Source organism: Paenibacillus sp. Soil766 (assembly GCF_001428105.1).
Classification (GTDB): domain Bacteria; phylum Bacillota; class Bacilli; order Paenibacillales; family NBRC-103111; genus Paenibacillus_E.
Genome location: NZ_LMSJ01000012.1, coordinates 184,436 through 200,221 on the forward strand (window position 1 = coordinate 184,436; position 15,786 = coordinate 200,221).

Annotated in this window: 12 protein-coding genes and 1 pseudogene; 8 read left to right on the forward strand and 5 right to left on the reverse strand. The window is 47.0% G+C overall.

The window, feature by feature from the left end:
* Window positions 1-563: 563 nt before the first annotated feature.
* The 6 genes from ASG89_RS10225 to ASG89_RS10250 all read left to right on the forward strand — a co-directional run bounded on the left by ASG89_RS10225 (window position 564) and on the right by ASG89_RS10250 (window position 8,311).
* Window positions 564-1,931: an ABC transporter substrate-binding protein gene (locus ASG89_RS10225; protein ID WP_235549696.1), complete on the forward strand. Its 1,368-nt coding sequence runs from the start codon at window positions 564-566 to the stop codon at window positions 1,929-1,931.
* An 88-nt stretch (window positions 1,932-2,019) separates the two neighbouring features.
* On the forward strand, window positions 2,020-2,886 hold the full coding sequence (locus tag ASG89_RS10230) for a carbohydrate ABC transporter permease (protein ID WP_057310480.1): 867 nt from the start codon (window positions 2,020-2,022) through the stop codon (window positions 2,884-2,886).
* Window positions 2,883-3,710 (forward strand): carbohydrate ABC transporter permease, encoded by an 828-nt coding sequence (locus ASG89_RS10235; RefSeq protein WP_057310481.1) that lies wholly within the window; start codon window positions 2,883-2,885, stop codon window positions 3,708-3,710. The genes ASG89_RS10230 and ASG89_RS10235 overlap by 4 nt, the downstream gene beginning before the upstream one ends.
* Before the next feature lie 17 nt (window positions 3,711-3,727).
* Entirely contained in the window at window positions 3,728-5,287 is a 1,560-nt protein-coding gene (locus ASG89_RS10240; protein ID WP_057310482.1) for a family 78 glycoside hydrolase catalytic domain, read from the forward strand.
* A gap of 234 nt (window positions 5,288-5,521) precedes the next feature.
* Entirely contained in the window at window positions 5,522-6,868 is a 1,347-nt protein-coding gene (gabT, locus tag ASG89_RS10245) for a 4-aminobutyrate--2-oxoglutarate transaminase (protein WP_057310734.1), read from the forward strand.
* An 18-nt stretch (window positions 6,869-6,886) separates the two neighbouring features.
* Window positions 6,887-8,311, forward strand: coding sequence for an aldehyde dehydrogenase family protein (locus ASG89_RS10250; RefSeq protein WP_057310483.1), 1,425 nt, complete (start codon window positions 6,887-6,889; stop codon window positions 8,309-8,311).
* Window positions 8,312-8,428: 117 nt separating this feature from the next.
* On the opposite strand, the gene ASG89_RS10255 is transcribed toward ASG89_RS10250, so the two are convergent.
* From ASG89_RS10255 to ASG89_RS38195, 5 genes and pseudogenes are all read right to left on the reverse strand, one after another.
* Window positions 8,429-9,775: an LLM class flavin-dependent oxidoreductase gene (locus ASG89_RS10255; RefSeq protein WP_057310484.1), complete on the reverse strand. Its 1,347-nt coding sequence runs from the start codon at window positions 9,773-9,775 to the stop codon at window positions 8,429-8,431.
* A 40-nt stretch (window positions 9,776-9,815) separates the two neighbouring features.
* Window positions 9,816-10,904, reverse strand: coding sequence for an aliphatic sulfonate ABC transporter substrate-binding protein (locus ASG89_RS10260; protein WP_057310485.1), 1,089 nt, complete (start codon window positions 10,902-10,904; stop codon window positions 9,816-9,818).
* 37 nt (window positions 10,905-10,941) lie between these two features.
* Window positions 10,942-12,294, reverse strand: a complete 1,353-nt coding sequence (locus tag ASG89_RS10265; protein WP_057310486.1) for an LLM class flavin-dependent oxidoreductase — start codon at window positions 12,292-12,294, stop codon at window positions 10,942-10,944.
* A gap of 25 nt (window positions 12,295-12,319) precedes the next feature.
* Window positions 12,320-13,674, reverse strand: a pseudogene (locus ASG89_RS10270) (LLM class flavin-dependent oxidoreductase).
* A gap of 56 nt (window positions 13,675-13,730) precedes the next feature.
* Window positions 13,731-13,865, reverse strand: coding sequence for a hypothetical protein (locus ASG89_RS38195; RefSeq protein WP_268795608.1), 135 nt, complete (start codon window positions 13,863-13,865; stop codon window positions 13,731-13,733).
* Window positions 13,866-14,069: 204 nt separating this feature from the next.
* Between ASG89_RS38195 and ASG89_RS10275 the strand changes: the two genes are divergently transcribed.
* Both ASG89_RS10275 and ASG89_RS10280 read left to right on the forward strand, forming a co-directional pair.
* Window positions 14,070-14,849, forward strand: a complete 780-nt coding sequence (locus ASG89_RS10275; protein ID WP_057310487.1) for an ABC transporter ATP-binding protein — start codon at window positions 14,070-14,072, stop codon at window positions 14,847-14,849.
* Window positions 14,850-14,877: 28 nt separating this feature from the next.
* Window positions 14,878-15,756, forward strand: coding sequence for an ABC transporter permease (locus ASG89_RS10280; protein ID WP_057310488.1), 879 nt, complete (start codon window positions 14,878-14,880; stop codon window positions 15,754-15,756).
* Window positions 15,757-15,786: the final 30 nt, after the last annotated feature.

Consider the following 15,786-nt stretch of genomic DNA (forward strand, 5'->3'; position numbering starts at 1 on the left):
ATAATGTGCGCAAGGAAGGTCACTCGGCCGGCCGTCGCACGCTAGCGCACAAATAATGTGCGCAAGGAATGTCACTCGGCCGGCCGTCGCACGSTAGCGCACAAATAATGTGCGCAAGGAATGTCACCCGGCSGGCCGTCGCACGCTAGCGCACAAATAATGTGCGCAAGGAAGGTCACTCGGCCGGCCGTCGCACGCTAGCGCACAAATAATGTGCGCAAGGAAGGTCACTCGGCGGGCCGTCGCAAGCTAGCGCACAAATAATGTGCGCAAGGAATGTCACCCGGCCGGCCGTCTCAAGCTAGCGCACAAATAATGTGCGCAAGGAAGGTCACCTGGCCAGCCGTCGCACGCTAGCGCACAAATAATGTGCGCAAGGAAAGTCACCCGGGCCCGCGTATCAACGCGGGCTTCGAGTCGTTCACCACAGATTTCAACCTAAAAAAAGCCGACATCACCAAAGAATGCGGCAATTGTCGGGATTTACGAAAACGCTTACGATACAAACAGAAAGCAAATATAACAAGAAAAGGGATGAAGACAGAATGGTCAAAGGGCAAAAGATGTTACAAACAATTGGAGCTACAACAACAACAGCTTTACTAATAGGAGTTCTAGCAGGTTGCAGTAACGGAAGCACTACAGCAAGCAGTTCGGCAAGCCCAGCAGCAACCGCAGCAGCAACTGCAGCATCAAGCACTGTACCAGCTTCCGAGGCGCCAGCTAAGAAAGTAACGATTTCACTTCTCGTTGATAATGCGCAGGATACGGTCACGAGTGCCAAGGCGTTAATTGAAGCTTTTGAGAAGAAGAACCCGAACATTCACGTTGAACTAGAGACGCGTCCTGGTGGTGGCGAAGGTGATAACTTGGTTAAGACGCGTCTTGCTACTGCTGAGATGACCGATGTATTCTTCTATAATTCCGGATCGCTATTACAAGCATTGAATCCCGATCAGAACATTCTTGATGTAACCAATGAGCCTTTTATGCAAACGGTTATCGATTCCTTCAAACCAACGGTCACTTACAAAGGGAAATTATACGGGGCACCAAACGGAGCTACGATGGGCGGCGGTTGGTTCTATAACAAAAAAGTGTATGCTGATCTTGGTCTTAAAGTACCTAAGACTTGGGCTGAATTGATTGCTAACAATGAGAAGATAAAAGCGGCAAATATCACGCCAGTAATTGCACCGTATAAAGATGATTGGACATCCCAACTAGTCGTTCTAGCTGACTTCTATAATGTGCAGGCACTTGATCCTAAATTTGCTGATAACTATACAGCTAACAAAACAAGCTTTGCGAAGTCACCTGCAGCACTCAGAAGTTTCGAGAAATTGGAGGAATTAGCGAAGAAAGGGTATATGAACAAAGACTTGACGGCAACCAACTATGATACAGGTTTGAAAATGCTGGCAGAGGGTAAAGGCGCGCAATTGCCGATGCTGACATTTGCTATCCCGACACTTGAACAGAATTATCCGGACAAAATGAAAGATATCGGTTTCTTCGCACAACCTGGTGATAGCGCAGATAGTAATGGTTTGACCGTTTGGATGCCAGGCGGCGCGTATATTTACAACAAAAGCAAACATATTCCTGAGGCTAAAAAGCTCGTTGAATTCTCCATTTCCCAAGATGGGTTGGCGGCGACTGCAGCGGTATCCAAACCAACAGGTCCTTATGTTGTGAAAGGTGTTAAACTTCCAGACAACGTAGCTCAAGTTGTGAAAGATATGATTCCTTACTTCGATTCAGGCAAAACAGCACCAGCGCTCGAGTTCGTATCTCCCGTTAAAGGGCCTAGCCTTCCGCAAATTACGGTTGAAGTAGGAGCAGGGTTCAAAACGGCGAAAGAGAATGCGACTGTGTATGATAAAGACGTTGAGAAGCAAGCGAAGCAGCTGGGACTTCAAGGTTGGTAATCGTCACATAGAGATAGACAAATAAATAGTGTCGGCCTTGCGATTTCCCTAGCAGGGCCGGCCTAATTTGTGGAGAGGTGGGAATGCGATGACCAAAATAATGAAGCGGACGTATACTTACGCATTCATTTTGCCCGCAGCAATCATATATTTCGTTATTTTTATAATACCTACTGTGATGTCATTCTTCTTCAGTTTAACTAGATGGACTTTACTGGATTGGGAATTTATAGGACTTAATAATTTCATCAGCTTTTTTCAGGAGCCGGCACTTACCATTGGGTTCAAAAATACGCTTATCTATGCGGTAGTAACGTGCGTGTTGAAGGTTGTAATTGGGTTGCTGTTAGGTGTTTTCTTAACTTCAAAAATAAGAGCTAAAGGCTATTTAAGATCGGTGATTTTTTTTCCGACACTATTAAGTACCATTGCCGTTGGAATTACCTTCAGCATGATGATGCACCCAACAGAAGGAATTATTAATGCAGCGCTTCAAGCGGTAGGGATGTCAGGACCTGATTGGTTAGGAAATAAGAGCTTTGCGCTACTATCTGTTGCTTTAGTTGATGTGTGGAAAGGTGTAGGGTTCGCAACGGTCATCTATATTGCCGGCATCCTTTCTATTCCGGAAGAATATTACGAAGCGCTTCAGATTGATGGAGGGCATGCGTTTCATAAATTTTGGAACATTATCGTTCCGCTGAGTCGGCCAGCAACAAATTCCGTTATTATTTTATCCTTCATCGGTGGTTTAAGATCTTTCGATCTTGTGTGGGCGATGACGAAGGGGGGGCCTGGGTTTACAACGGATCTGATCGCTTCCATTATATACAAGCAATATCAAGGTGGATTCTATGGACTTGCTACAGCGGGTAACGTGATTTTGTTCCTTGTTGTATCCGCGCTCGCATTCCCCCTTTACATGTATCTGAATCGTTCAGAGGTGAATTTATGAAAACAAGAAAATCCTTTTGGCTGGAGGCCCTATCGATTGGTGCGACCGTTATCCTATTTTGGGTGCCTTTTTACTTTGTGATTGTCAATGCGCTCAAAGATAAGCAAGAGGCATCGCTATTAAATTTAAAATGGCCTACCTCCATTCATTTCCTCGAGAATATGCGAGAGGTCATCACAGCAAGGGATTACATGCTGCTTCGTGCCTTTTATAACAGCTCCCTGTTGACGATTTTATCGATTGCGGTTCTCATTCTGGTGTGTTCCACGGCGGGATTTGTGATGCAGCGCAGGGTAGATAAAGCGTCCCCTTGGCTTAACTTTTTTGTATTATCGGGCCTAATTATTCCGCCTGCCATCGTGCCGACAATTTGGGTGTTAGATGGTCTAGGATTGTTCAAAACGATGACAGGGCTTGTCCTTGTTGAAGTTGCGCTAGGGTTCCCATTCTGCGTATTGCTCTACAAAGGTTTCATGGCGGCCATTCCGAGAGAGATCGATGAAGCAGCGATTGTAGATGGTTGTGGTGGCGGGCAATTGTTTTTCAAAATGATTCTGCCACTTCTTCAACCGGTAACGGCTACGATCGTCGTTACGTCATCTGTAGGTATTTTCAATGATTTTACGAACCCTTTGTATTTCTTCCCTGGGTCCAAAAATGCCACGGTACAATTGACCTTATATAACTTTCAAAGTCAGTTTGTCACACAGTGGAATCTGCTTTTCATGAATATTTTACTTATTACAATTCCACCGCTGTTGTTGTTCATTTTCTTCAATAAGAAAATTGTAGCCGGCATGACGGCAGGTTCAGTTAAGGGATAAGGGGCGTGTATGGCCAAATGAATGTGAATCGAAAATTTGTAGAAGCTGCAGAAGCATTACGACCTTCGCTTCATGAAGCGATTATTATGCCAGAAATGGCGGTCGAGGTGTATGCTGACGACCAAGCGTTCCATGGTTGGGGCGTTCGCCAAGAACATCGTTTTGAAGAGATCAAAGAAATGTCATTTGGCAAAGATGACAGCTTTACTTTAGATTTTGGCGACCACCGTGTGGGGTATATCACCTTGGGAATTACACCTGTTGGAAGCCCGCCGGACGCTCCGCTTGGATTGAAACTCATCTTTGGCGAAATGCCTTGTGAGGTTGCCGAACCATTTGACCAGTATCAAGGGTGGTTAAGCCGTTCGTGGCTGCAAGAGGAAACCATATACGTGGATGTTTTACCAACGGTAATTAAGCTGCCCAGACGATATTGTTTTCGATATATGAAGGTGATCGTGCTGGATACTTCGCGCAAATATAAGGTGGCATTCACCGATATTTCGTGTACGACTGTGACTTCGGCGGATCCTTCTGTGCTGCGTCGACTGCCAGATCATGTGTCTCCTGAATTGCAGAAATTGGATCAGATTGGGGTTAGGACTTTAGCGGATTGTATGCAAACCGTCTTTGAAGATGGTCCTAAGCGTGATCGCAGGCTTTGGATTGGGGATTTGAGGCTCCAAGCATTAGCTAGTTATTATACATTTAAAAATCATGATCTTGTCAAGCGCTGCCTGTATTTATTTGCCGGGATGAGGCTGGATGGCGGGGAAGTAGGCGCTTGTGTGTTCGAGAAGCCTCATCCACACGTGGATGATACACTTCTGTATGATTATTCACTGCTATTTGTAGCCACACTCTATGACTACTATATCGAAAGTCGTGATCACGAAGCGTTAACTGAGTTATGGCCAGTAGCGTGGGAGCAGCTGCAAATCGGATTGCGTCGTTTGGATGAGAATAACATTGTGAGGGATGATCCTTCGTGGTGGTGCTTTATTGATTGGCATCCTGATTTGAATAAACAAACATCTGCTCAAGCGGTGCTGATCTACTGTCTGAAGCGAGGTCTCCTTTTAGCTAGTGCGCTCAATCTGAGTGATGAACAAGCGCAATTAGTACATGCCATAGAGGCCGCATCGACGGCGGCATTCACGTATTTGTGGGATGTGGATCGAGGCGTGTTTATCAGTGGAGCGGACGCGCAAGTCTCGTGGGCATCTCAGATTTGGATGGTCCTTGCTGAAGTCAGAAACCAGGATGAGAATGCGACCTTATTGGAGCACATGCTTCATTATCCCAATCCGATTTCAATGAATACACCTTATATGTACCACCATCTGATTGAGGCGTTGATTCTGAGCGGCAGCAAAGAACGTGCTGTAGAGCAACTACATTATTATTGGGGCGGTATGATCGAAGATGGTGCAGACTGCTTCTGGGAGTTGTATAACCCGCAGGATAAATCGTATTCACCTTATGGAAGCAATTTGATCAATAGCTATTGCCATGCTTGGAGCTGTACGCCAACTTATTTTGTGCGTAAATATTTAAGCGAATCCAAAGCGAATTGAAGCCATCTGGAGTAAAGAAAGCGAAGCTCTTGCCAGTTATGGCCAGGGCTTTGCTTTCTATTATTTTGCAAGAATCAATCGCCTAACAAATGGATAGGAATATCACATCATATTCTAATTCCGACGTATTTCTTAAAATATTTATCTTTTCCTCAATAGTATTCCAATCGTGACCGTCATAAAATGTAGGAGAACGTAGTGGAAGTTATCCAACATGCAAAGGGGAAGATGAACATGCAAAGCGCACGTAAATTTGCTTCAGTACCCTCCAAGCTTCAGGGCGGTCGGACCCAAGAACTCATGGATAAAAGACAAACATTCGTACCCAGAGGTGTTGGTAACAATACGCCTATTTTTGTTGAAAAGGCAGAAGGGTCTCTGATTTATGATGTGGATGGGAATGTCTTCATTGATTTTGCCGGTGCGATCGGCACGATGAATGTTGGTCATTGTCCGCCTGAGGTCGTTAAGGCTGTTCAAGAGCAACTTGAAAACTATATTCATCCATGCTTCCATGTCGCTATGTATGAACCTTATCTGAAGCTAGCTGAGAAATTGGCGCACATTACCCCAGGCAGCTTCCCGAAGAAAACCATCTTTCTGAATAGTGGTGCAGAAGCGGTTGAGAATGCGGTGAAAATTGCAAGGAAATATACAGGGAAATCAGGTATTGTGTCTTTCTCTCGCGGATTTCATGGTCGGACACTCTTGGGCATGTCGCTTACAAGCAAGGTCAGACCTTATAAGTTCAAGATGGGGCCGTTTGCTCCTGCCACATACAAAGCACAATACCCGTATCCGCTGAATCGCCCGCAAGGCATGTCGGAGACAGCGTATGCGCTCTTTTGTGTTCAGCAATTTGAAGATTTCCTCCTCACGGAGGTTGCACCAGAAGAGTTGGCAGCGGTCATTATGGAACCGATCCAAGGCGAAGGCGGCTTCATCATTCCTCCGAAGGCATGGGTTCAAGGTGTATATGAGATTTGCAAACGTAACCGTATTTTGTTCATTGCCGATGAAATTCAAACAGGTTTCGGACGTACGGGAGAAATGTTCGCGTCAACCCATTTTGGGATTGAACCTGATTTAATGACGATGTCGAAATCCATTGCGGCAGGCTTGCCGATATCAGCTGTTACGGGACGTTCGGAGATTATGGATGCACCTGCACCTGGTGAAATCGGTGGGACGTATGGTGGAAGCCCGCTTGGTTGTGTGGCGGCATTGGCGGTTATCGAGAAGATGGAGCGCGAGAACCTCGTTGAACGATCACGTGTTATCGGTGAGGCCATCCGCGGATTCTTTACGGACTTGCAGAAGACAGTTCCACATATTGCGGAGGTACGAGGACTTGGAGCGATGTGTGCGATCGAATTCGTTCATCCCGATAAGAAAGAACCGGATAAAGCGAGTGCAGCTGCGATTCAAAAAGGCTGCTATGAAGCAGGAGTGATCCTATTAAGCGCTGGGGTGCACAGCAACGTAATTCGTTTTCTGACCCCGCTCGTCATCACGGATGAAGAGCTTGCTGAAGGTCTTGATATCATCCAACAGGTTATCCTTGACCAATTTGCCCAATAAGGAAAGTAGGGATGGAAGATGATAAGGCATTTGTTTATTAACGGACAATGGAAAGAAGCTGCTCGATATGAAGCACTTTATTCACCTTCTTCAGGGGAATGGATTGCAGACGTGGGGTACGCGAACGAAGCAGAAACGGATGAAGCGATCCAAGCTGCTCAATCGGCTGTAGAGATTATGGGAACAATGCCAGCTCATGAGCGTACGGCTATTTTAAATAAAGTCGCTGAATTGTTAGAAAAAAGGAAAGAGGATCTTTCCCGTCTCGTGGCTTTAGAAGCGGCGAAACCACTCAAGACCGCACGAGGCGAACTCGCCCGGACGATTCAAACGTATAAATTCGCTGCGATGGAAGCTAGTCGAATCCATGGTGAAACCGTACCTCTGGATGCAGCTCCTGGTGGAGAGGGACGCATTGCCTTTACGCTGCGCAAACCGCTGGGTGTGATAGCGGCAATAACGCCTTTTAACTTTCCTTTTAATTTGGTAGCGCATAAAGTCGGTCCTGCGATCGCAGCGGGCAACACAATTGTACTCAAACCTGCAGGGCAAACGCCACTATCCGCATTGGCGCTTGCTGAAATTTTCCAAGAAGCGGGACTTCCGAATGGGGCTCTGAATGTTATTCCTGGACCTGGTTCGGTTGTAGGAGAGAAGCTCGTGATCGATCCGCGTGTGAAGGCTGTTACATTCACAGGTAGTCCAGCAGTCGGGATTGCGATGAAAAACAAAGCTGGTTTAAAGCGAGTTACCTTAGAGTTAGGCTCGAACTCAGCGCTAATTATAGACAAAGCATACGAGATAACAGATGAGTTAATCAGTCGCTGTGTGCTTGGTGCATTTTCATATAGTGGTCAAGTATGTATTTCCATTCAGCGGATTTTCGTCCATGAGCTTCATCATGATGATTTTATGAATAGATTCAAAGAGCAAGTAGAGAAATTGGTTATTGGTGATCCGCTGGAAGAGACAACAGATATATCCGCTTTGATTAATGAGAGAGAAGTTCGTCGGATGCAGGATTGGGTAGATCATGCGGTGTCCAAAGGAGCCGTTGTGATCACAGGCGGCAAAGAGCTGAATGCTCGGATATATCCGCCGACCATTTTGACGCATGTCGCTGCGGATGATCCCGTTTCCTGTGAAGAGGTGTTCGGACCGATCGTTACGGTTTCCTCTTTCACCTCGCTGGATCAAGCCATTAAAGAAGTGAATGATTCTCGTTATGGGCTGCAAGCAGGCATTTATACGAATGACATCCGTGCCGCGATGCGTGCTGCCCAGCAATTGGAAGTAGGAGGCGTCATGATTAATGATTTTCCTACATTTCGTGTGGATAACATGCCCTATGGTGGTGTGAAGGAAAGTGGCTTCGGACGGGAAGGTGTCCGATATGCGGTTGAGGAATTGACGGAGTTAAAGTTAATTTCGATTAAGTTATAAGTTAGGTTCGCAAGCGAAACGTATGTAAATACAAATGACCGGTAAGAGGGCATTTTGTTCAAAATGTCCATCTTAACGGTCACTGTTCACGATCGTCTGGAAAGATGCTTTCTTTCGTTAGACTGGCGTTGATTCTTTGGCATAGCGGTTTACTGGCCTCGATAAGCCGAGATTTTCACGCAGTGTCGTACCCTCATACTCGTTGCGGAACAGCCCGCGTTTTCTTAATTCAGGAAGAACGAGATCGACAAATTCCTCAAGTCCTCCTGGGAAATAAGGAGCCATGATATTGAAACCATCGCAGCCTCCACCAACAAACCATGCTTCGAGTTGATCTGCAATAGAGGAAGGGGTGCCAAAAATGGTCCAGTGTCCCCGAGCGCCTGCGATTCTTCTGCTTACTTCTAGAATGCTGAGCTCATCTCTTTTGGCAATATCTTTGATCAAATGCAGCCTGCCTTTCACACCGTTCGATGTATCGGGAAGATCGGGGAATGGCTCATTCGGATCGTAGGAAGTGAGGTCATAACCGATCATGCCAGAAAGTAGAGTAATCGCAGCCTCCGGATGTATGAGGCTCTGGAAATGTTCATATTTCCGCAGTGCTTCGTTCTCTGTTGCCCCGATGATGGGAAGAACACCAGGTAAGACTAAGAGATCAGCGTGAGAACGCCCGTACGCTACTGCTCGACTTTTCACATCTTGATAAAAAGCACGTGCTTCTTCAAGTGTTTGCCATGCTGTGAAAATAACTTCCGCAGTTTGAGCAGCGAAATCCCGTCCATCCGTCGAGGAGCCCGCTTGGATGACGACAGGCCTCCCTTGTGCCGAACGGGGGATCGTAAGAGGTCCTTTAACGGAAAACCAAGTACCATTGTGATTGGCAGGGTGGACTTTGTCCTTATTGGCAAATATTCCGTTCTCTTTATCAAGGATCAGCGCATCATCTTCCCAGCTATCCCACAGCTTGGTTACGACATCCAAGTATTCTTTGGCCCGCTCATATCGACGATGGTGCTCCATATGAGGCGTTTCACCAAAGTTGCCGGCAGCTCCTTGGTTAGACGTTGTGACTACATTCCATGCGGCGCGTCCGTTGCTTAAATGGTCCAACATAGCGAATTGTCTGGCTACGTTATAGGGCTCACTGAAGGTGGAGGACAGTGTTCCGGTCAAGCCAATTCGCTCAGTGACCACTGAAAGAGCCGAAAGTAAGGTGATTGGCTCAGGACGAATGGCGGCCATACGTGTAATTGCAGTGTCGAAATGATCGGAAACAGCTAGAATGTCGGCGAAAAAAATCATGTCAAACTTACCACGTTCGGCCAGCTGAGCTAAGTATTTGTAATGGTTGAAATCTAGAATACCTTGTTCATTTGCACCTGGATACCGCCATGCGGCCAGATGATGTCCTGCTCCGCTGAGAAATGCTCCGAGTCGCATTTGTCGTTTCGTTTCTGTCATCGTCATCTCTCCTTCTAGGATTTAAATAACCCAGGTTGCCTTACTTCTGGGCGCTTAATTCTTTAAGCGCTTGTTCGACGAATTTACCTTCTAACACTTGTGATGTGTCCAGCTTCTTATTAATCGCACCTTGCGAATACAGGAAATCGGCTTGCTCTTGATGGGCTTTGGCGAACTCAGGTGTGATCGGAGATAGCAATGGGAATGTATTTTTCAGTACAGTCTCAATAATTGGTTTATCTAGTTTCTGTGTTTTGACAAAGCCATTAGCCACTTCATCTTGATGATCCAGGTAATATTTACGAGCTTGTTCATAGGTTTTGAGGAATAGCACGGTGAGATCAGGGTGATCTTGCGTGAATTTTGTTCTGGCAATTAGGAAGCCTGGCGCATTAATATTCAGTTCTTCCCCGGATACTAACACTTTGGCACCTGCTTGGAACACAGCGATAGTCGCATAGGGATCCCAGATGGACCAAGCATCGATAGCGCCGCTGTCCAGTGCTGGTCTAGCATCATCAGGCTGCAGTTGAATAACCTTAATATCGTCGTCTTTTAGACCTGCTTTAGCGATGGCCATGTACAGGAAGTTATATGCGCTGCTTCCTTTAGCAACGGCTATTTTCTTGCCTTTTAGATCTTTCAGCTCTTTGATAGGACTATTTTTCGGAATGATAATCATATTACCTTTTCTTCCATCACTGGTGACGCCGATGGCTTTGAAATCGACGCCACCAACTTGGCCTGAGATTACAGGAGTTCCGCCGACGCTTCCAAAATCAAGTCTGCCTGAAGCCAACGCTTCAAAGTGGGGAGGGCCGCTGGCGAACTCATTCCAAGTTACTTCAGCGCCTACGGCAGCGAAGGCTTTCTCGAAGAAGTTATTCTCACGTGCATAAACTAGGATGCCTGTTTTACCTTGTACACCGATGTTGATCTTCACCTTTTCCTTCGGCTTCGCTGCTTCTGTGGCGGTAGCCGCTTCAGGTGTTGCTGCGGTGGCAGGTGTTGCTGCATTTGCTCCTGTTGTCGTTGTGCTGCTTCCTTGGCCGCAAGCTGTTAATGTAAGTGTAAAAATTAGAAATAGGAAGACAGATAAGTGCTTGAATGACCCTATTTGGTTAGACATAGTTAAAAACTCCTTTATACTGGTTTATTGTTGAATCTCATAATGGCAAGGCTAACTTCGTATAGCGATTCTTCGGTTGGGCAAGTCCGAGATGTTCACGTAGGGTTCGGCCCGTATAAGCGGTGCGATATAGTCCGCGTCGCTGAAGCTCAGGGACAACGAGGTCGACAAATTGCTCTAAACCTTCTGGCAAATAGGGTGGCATGATATTGAAACCATCGCAGGCTTCTTTAACAAACCACTCTTCGAGCATGTCTGCGATTTGGACAGGTGTTCCTGCTATCGTGCGGTGTCCGCGTGCGCCGGTTACTCTAGCAATGAGCTGGCGAATGGTTAACTTCTCTCTTCTTGCCATATCGAGAATAAGCTGATACCTGCTCTTGCCTCCGTTGATATCGGTAGAATCCGGAAGATCTGGCAGTGGACCATCTAGCGGATAGGTCGATAGATCATGCCGCAGTATGCCTGAGACCATGGAGAGGCCAACGGCTGGGTGAACGAGCTCTTGGAGAGCAGCTTCCTTCTCACGCGCTTCTTCTTCGGTAACTCCGATGATTGGAAGGACACCAGGCAATATCTTTAGCTCATCTGGTGAGCGACCATACTCAGGCAGTTGGCCTTTCAAGCTAGCATAGAAGCTTTGTGCTTCTCCAAGGGTTTGCCAAGCTGTGAACACGACTTCAGCGGTTTGCGCTGCAAACGCTTGACCCGTAGTGGACGAGCCAGCTTGAACGATGACAGGTCTTCCTTGCGGAGTACGCGGGATATTGAGGGGACCTCGCACAGCGAAATGAGTACCTTGATGAGCCGTTGTATGCACCTTGTCCGGGTCAGCAAAAACGCCGGAAGCTTTATCGATTATAAGCGCATCCTCTTCCCAGCTGTCCCAGAGTGCGGTGACCACATCGACGAATTCCTTAGCTCGCTCGTAGCGAAGCGAATGGTCCAAGTGATGATCCCTGCCAAAGTTCTGTGCGGTGATTTCCATGCTTGTTGTCACCGCGTTCCATGCCGCTCGGCCGCCGCTAATATGATCGAGTGAAGCGAACTTTCGTGCTACATGAAAGGGTTCGCTGTATGTCGTGGAAACAGTACCGGCAAGGCCAATATGCTTGGTGACCGATGCAAGTGCAGAGAGCAGCGTAAGCGGCTCTGCCCGAACAGGCACGGTATGCCGAACAGCCGTGTCCAGACGCTCTGGTAATGTAGGGATATCCTCCACGAAAATCATGTCGAATTTACCTCGTTCTGCGATTTGCGCAAACTTCCGATAGAAATCGAACGTCAGCAGGCCGTTAGTTTCGGTATGCGGATGTCGCCATGCGGCTACATGATGACCGACACCAAATATAAATGCCCCCAGATGAAGCTGTTTTTTCGTATTCCCCATAATGGTTGCCTCCTTGAATGAATATTTAAATGGCTGAGGAGCTGTTGGCAAATTGGCTCACGGGACGAGTGAGACCGAGGTGTTCTCGCAAGGTTGTTCCCGTATATTCCGTACGGAACAATCCTCTTCGCTGAAGCTCAGGAATGACGAGCTGGGTAAATTCTTCGAGGTCGCCTGGCAGCGTGGGCGGCATAATATTGAAGCCATCGCACGCACCTTGTCTGAACCATTCTTCGAGCTGATCAGCGATCTGAGTTGGAGTGCCGGCGATTGTGCGATGTCCGCGAGCCCCAGTCACACGATAGATGAGCTGACGAATCGTTAATCCTTCCCGTCGAGCCATTTCGGAGACGAGCTGGAATCGGCTTTTGCCGCCGTTGATTGCTGCAAGCTCGGGGAGATCCGGCAAGGGGCCATCGAGCGGGAAGCTGGTCAGATCGACGTTAAGTGAAGCGGAGAGCATGGAAAGTCCAACAGCTGGCAGCACTTGTTCCTGGAGAAGCGCCTCCTTGACCTTCGCTTCTTCCTCTGTCGCTCCGATGACAGCATAAATGCCTGGCATGATTTTGATATCTTCCGGTGAGCGACCATTCGCAACAGCAAGCGATTTGACATCACGGTAAAAACGCTGCGCTTCTTCTAATGTCTGCCATGCTGTGAAGACGACTTCAGCGGTTTCGGCAGCTAGCCTCCGCCCGGTTTCCGAAGCACCAGCTTGGATAATCACGGGTCTGCCCTGCGGGGAACGCGGGAGGTTAAGCGGGCCACGGACCGAGAAACTCTGACCTCGGTGGTGAAGCTCGTGTACTTTGTCAGGATCAGCGAATTGTCCACTTACTTGGTCAGCGATGATCGCATCATCTTCCCAGCTGTCCCAGAGCTTATTTACGACTTCGACGAATTCGCGCGCTCGTTCGTATCGCTCCTCGTGACCAGGGTGAGCAGCAAGGCCGAAGTTCTGCGCTTCCTCATCACGGCCGGATGTCACTACGTTCCATGCGGAGCGACCTCCACTGAGATGATCGAGTGTGGAAAATTCGCGAGCTAAATTGTAAGGCTCGTTAAAGTCGTTGAGACCGTAGCCGCGAGTCCAATCCGTTTCGTCACGCCGGATAAATAGGCGAGGAGGGTTAAAGGCTCGGGTCGAACGGAAACTGTATGTTTGATACCTGTCTGATGGGGATCTACAACGGCCAGTGTATCAGCCAAAAAGATCATATCGAATTTGCCGCGTTCCGCAATTTGAGCAAACCTTTCATAGAAGGCATGATTCAGAATACCGTTCGCATCTGTTTCCGGATATCGCCAGGCGGCTACATGGTGACCAACCTGAAATAAAAATGCGCCAAGATGCATGTGTCTCTGATTGTGATGACTCATAATGACTGCCTCCATTTCGTGGGATCCATCTAAATTAATAAAAAAAGACTCCTTAATCAGATTACGTCGTAGACGCTGTCCGTTAGGGAGCCTTTGGATGACCAATCGGCTATATTTGGTGTTGGAGTCATGTTATCAGGTTTAATCCGATTATTCAAGTGGGTTTTATGAGAAATAATGATTGACCCCATGAAAATGCGGTGTTATGATCGTTTACATCCAAACTTTGACAGCTTGGCGGTATTCATACAAAGAAGTCCACCGGACAACTGGAGGCTTCCAATTCGATTCTTGCTTAGAATCGGGTCGGGAGTCTTTGTGTTTCTAAGATTCCTGAAGGAGTGATGTGTTATGCAAAGTTTTCATTCGCAGAAGCAAGTAAGGAGGAGTCTACAATGAGTGTAGTTACATTAGATATCGATCTGCCCCACAAATGGTTTCATACGCCGCAAGGTACTCGCGTTGAAGCGCTGAACAACATCCAACTAACGATTAAGCAAGGTGAATTTATTACAATTATCGGACCTAGCGGTTGCGGTAAGAGCACATTACTGAAGATAATTGCAGGACTAGATACGGATCATGAGGGAAAAGTGTCGTTGGATGGGCAGCAAGTGGTTAAGCCAGGCATTGATAAAGGATTTATTTTTCAGGAGCATCGCTTATTTCCTTGGTTAACTGTTGAGAAAAACATAGCCGCCGATCTTTCATTAAAGGAGCCTACGGTACGCAAAAGAGTCGATGAGTTAATTGAATTAGTTAAGTTGAAGGGATTCGAGAAAGCTTACCCGCGAGAATTGTCCGGAGGCATGTCGCAACGTGTGGCGATTGCTAGAGCCTTGCTGCGTGATCCCAAAGTATTGCTGTTGGATGAACCGTTCGGAGCGCTGGATGCATTTACAAGATCACATCTGCAAGAGGTTGCCCTGAACATTTGGGAAACGAAGCGAACGACAATGGTGCTGGTAACCCATGATATCGATGAGGCTGTATTTCTTGCGACTCGAGTTGTTGTGATGAATGCAAGGCCTGGCACAATCCGAAACATTATTCCGGTTGATTTGCCCTATCCGAGGAAGAAAGCATCTGTTTCATTTCTCGAATTGCGCAAAATCGTTATGAGTGAATTCGAGCGAGTAGAGGAATTAGAGCTTATTGATAGCTCAGGAATTTAATGAAGAATATGAGAAGGGGTGAATCCGTATGAGCCAAGCAGAAGTAGTATCTGGAGTCGGAAAGGGACTTGTGCAATCGAAGTCTCCGAAAGAATCGAAGTCTCCTGAGCAAAGTCAAAGCACACTGATAATAGCTAAAAAGGATCCCAAGTGGCTGCTCGTTGTAAGAGGATTGATTTTGCCACTAACCGTTCTAATCATTTGGCAAATTGTCGGATCACTAGGCATTATTTCCAAAACACTGCTGCCAACACCAGCTGAAATCGGGGTTGCTTTCTATGACCTGTTAATTACTGGGGAGTTGTTTAAGCATTTGAAGATTAGTATTTGGCGCGCAGCGGTAGGGTTTTTGGTAGGAGGAAGTTTGGGGTTGCTATTCGGTCTATTAGTCGGCTTATTCCGCAAGTTTGAGCAGTCGGTAGACCCTTCGGTACAAATGCTGAGGACGATTCCCCACTTAGCAATTACCCCGTTATTCATACTATGGTTCGGCTTTGGTGAGTTTTCGAAAATTTTGCTTATTGCCAAAGGCGCCTTTTTTCCACTCTATGTACAGACTTTTCTAGGAATTCGCAATGTGGACTCCAGATTGTTTGATGTAGCGCGTGTGTTGGAATTTAATCGATTCAAACAAATCACGAAGTTGGTGCTTCCTGCAGCGCTGCCGAATATTTTGTTAGGCTTGCGCTTATCCATTGGGGTGGCATGGCTCGGTTTGGTTGTAGCAGAAATCATGGGATCAAGTGAAGGCGTAGGGTATTTGATCATGGATGCCAGACAGTTCTCGCAGACGGCGGTTGTATTTGTCGGTATTTTAATCTTTGCTTTTGTCGGAAAAGGTTCGGATTCACTGGTCCGAATTTTAGAGAAAAAGCTGTTGAAATGGCGAGATAGCTTTAATGGATGAGTAAGGGACGTCCAAAGAGCACAAATGTAA

What these genes read in the sequence shown, in the direction of transcription:
- ASG89_RS10225 (WP_235549696.1), top strand. Translation starts at nt 564, where the DNA reads ATGTTACAAACAATTGGAGCTACAACAACAACAGCTTTACTAATAGGA.
- ASG89_RS10230 (WP_057310480.1), top strand. Translation starts at nt 2,020, where the DNA reads ATGACCAAAATAATGAAGCGGACGTATACTTACGCATTCATTTTGCCC.
- ASG89_RS10235 (WP_057310481.1), top strand. Translation starts at nt 2,883, where the DNA reads ATGAAAACAAGAAAATCCTTTTGGCTGGAGGCCCTATCGATTGGTGCG.
- ASG89_RS10240 (WP_057310482.1), top strand. Translation starts at nt 3,728, where the DNA reads ATGAATGTGAATCGAAAATTTGTAGAAGCTGCAGAAGCATTACGACCT.
- gabT (WP_057310734.1), top strand. Translation starts at nt 5,522, where the DNA reads ATGCAAAGCGCACGTAAATTTGCTTCAGTACCCTCCAAGCTTCAGGGC.
- ASG89_RS10250 (WP_057310483.1), top strand. Translation starts at nt 6,887, where the DNA reads ATGATAAGGCATTTGTTTATTAACGGACAATGGAAAGAAGCTGCTCGA.
- ASG89_RS10255 (WP_057310484.1), bottom strand. Translation starts at nt 9,775, where the DNA reads ATGACAGAAACGAAACGACAAATGCGACTCGGAGCATTTCTCAGCGGA.
- ASG89_RS10260 (WP_057310485.1), bottom strand. Translation starts at nt 10,904, where the DNA reads ATGTCTAACCAAATAGGGTCATTCAAGCACTTATCTGTCTTCCTATTT.
- ASG89_RS10265 (WP_057310486.1), bottom strand. Translation starts at nt 12,294, where the DNA reads ATGGGGAATACGAAAAAACAGCTTCATCTGGGGGCATTTATATTTGGT.
- ASG89_RS38195 (WP_268795608.1), bottom strand. Translation starts at nt 13,865, where the DNA reads ATGGGGTCAATCATTATTTCTCATAAAACCCACTTGAATAATCGGATT.
- ASG89_RS10275 (WP_057310487.1), top strand. Translation starts at nt 14,070, where the DNA reads ATGAGTGTAGTTACATTAGATATCGATCTGCCCCACAAATGGTTTCAT.
- ASG89_RS10280 (WP_057310488.1), top strand. Translation starts at nt 14,878, where the DNA reads ATGAGCCAAGCAGAAGTAGTATCTGGAGTCGGAAAGGGACTTGTGCAA.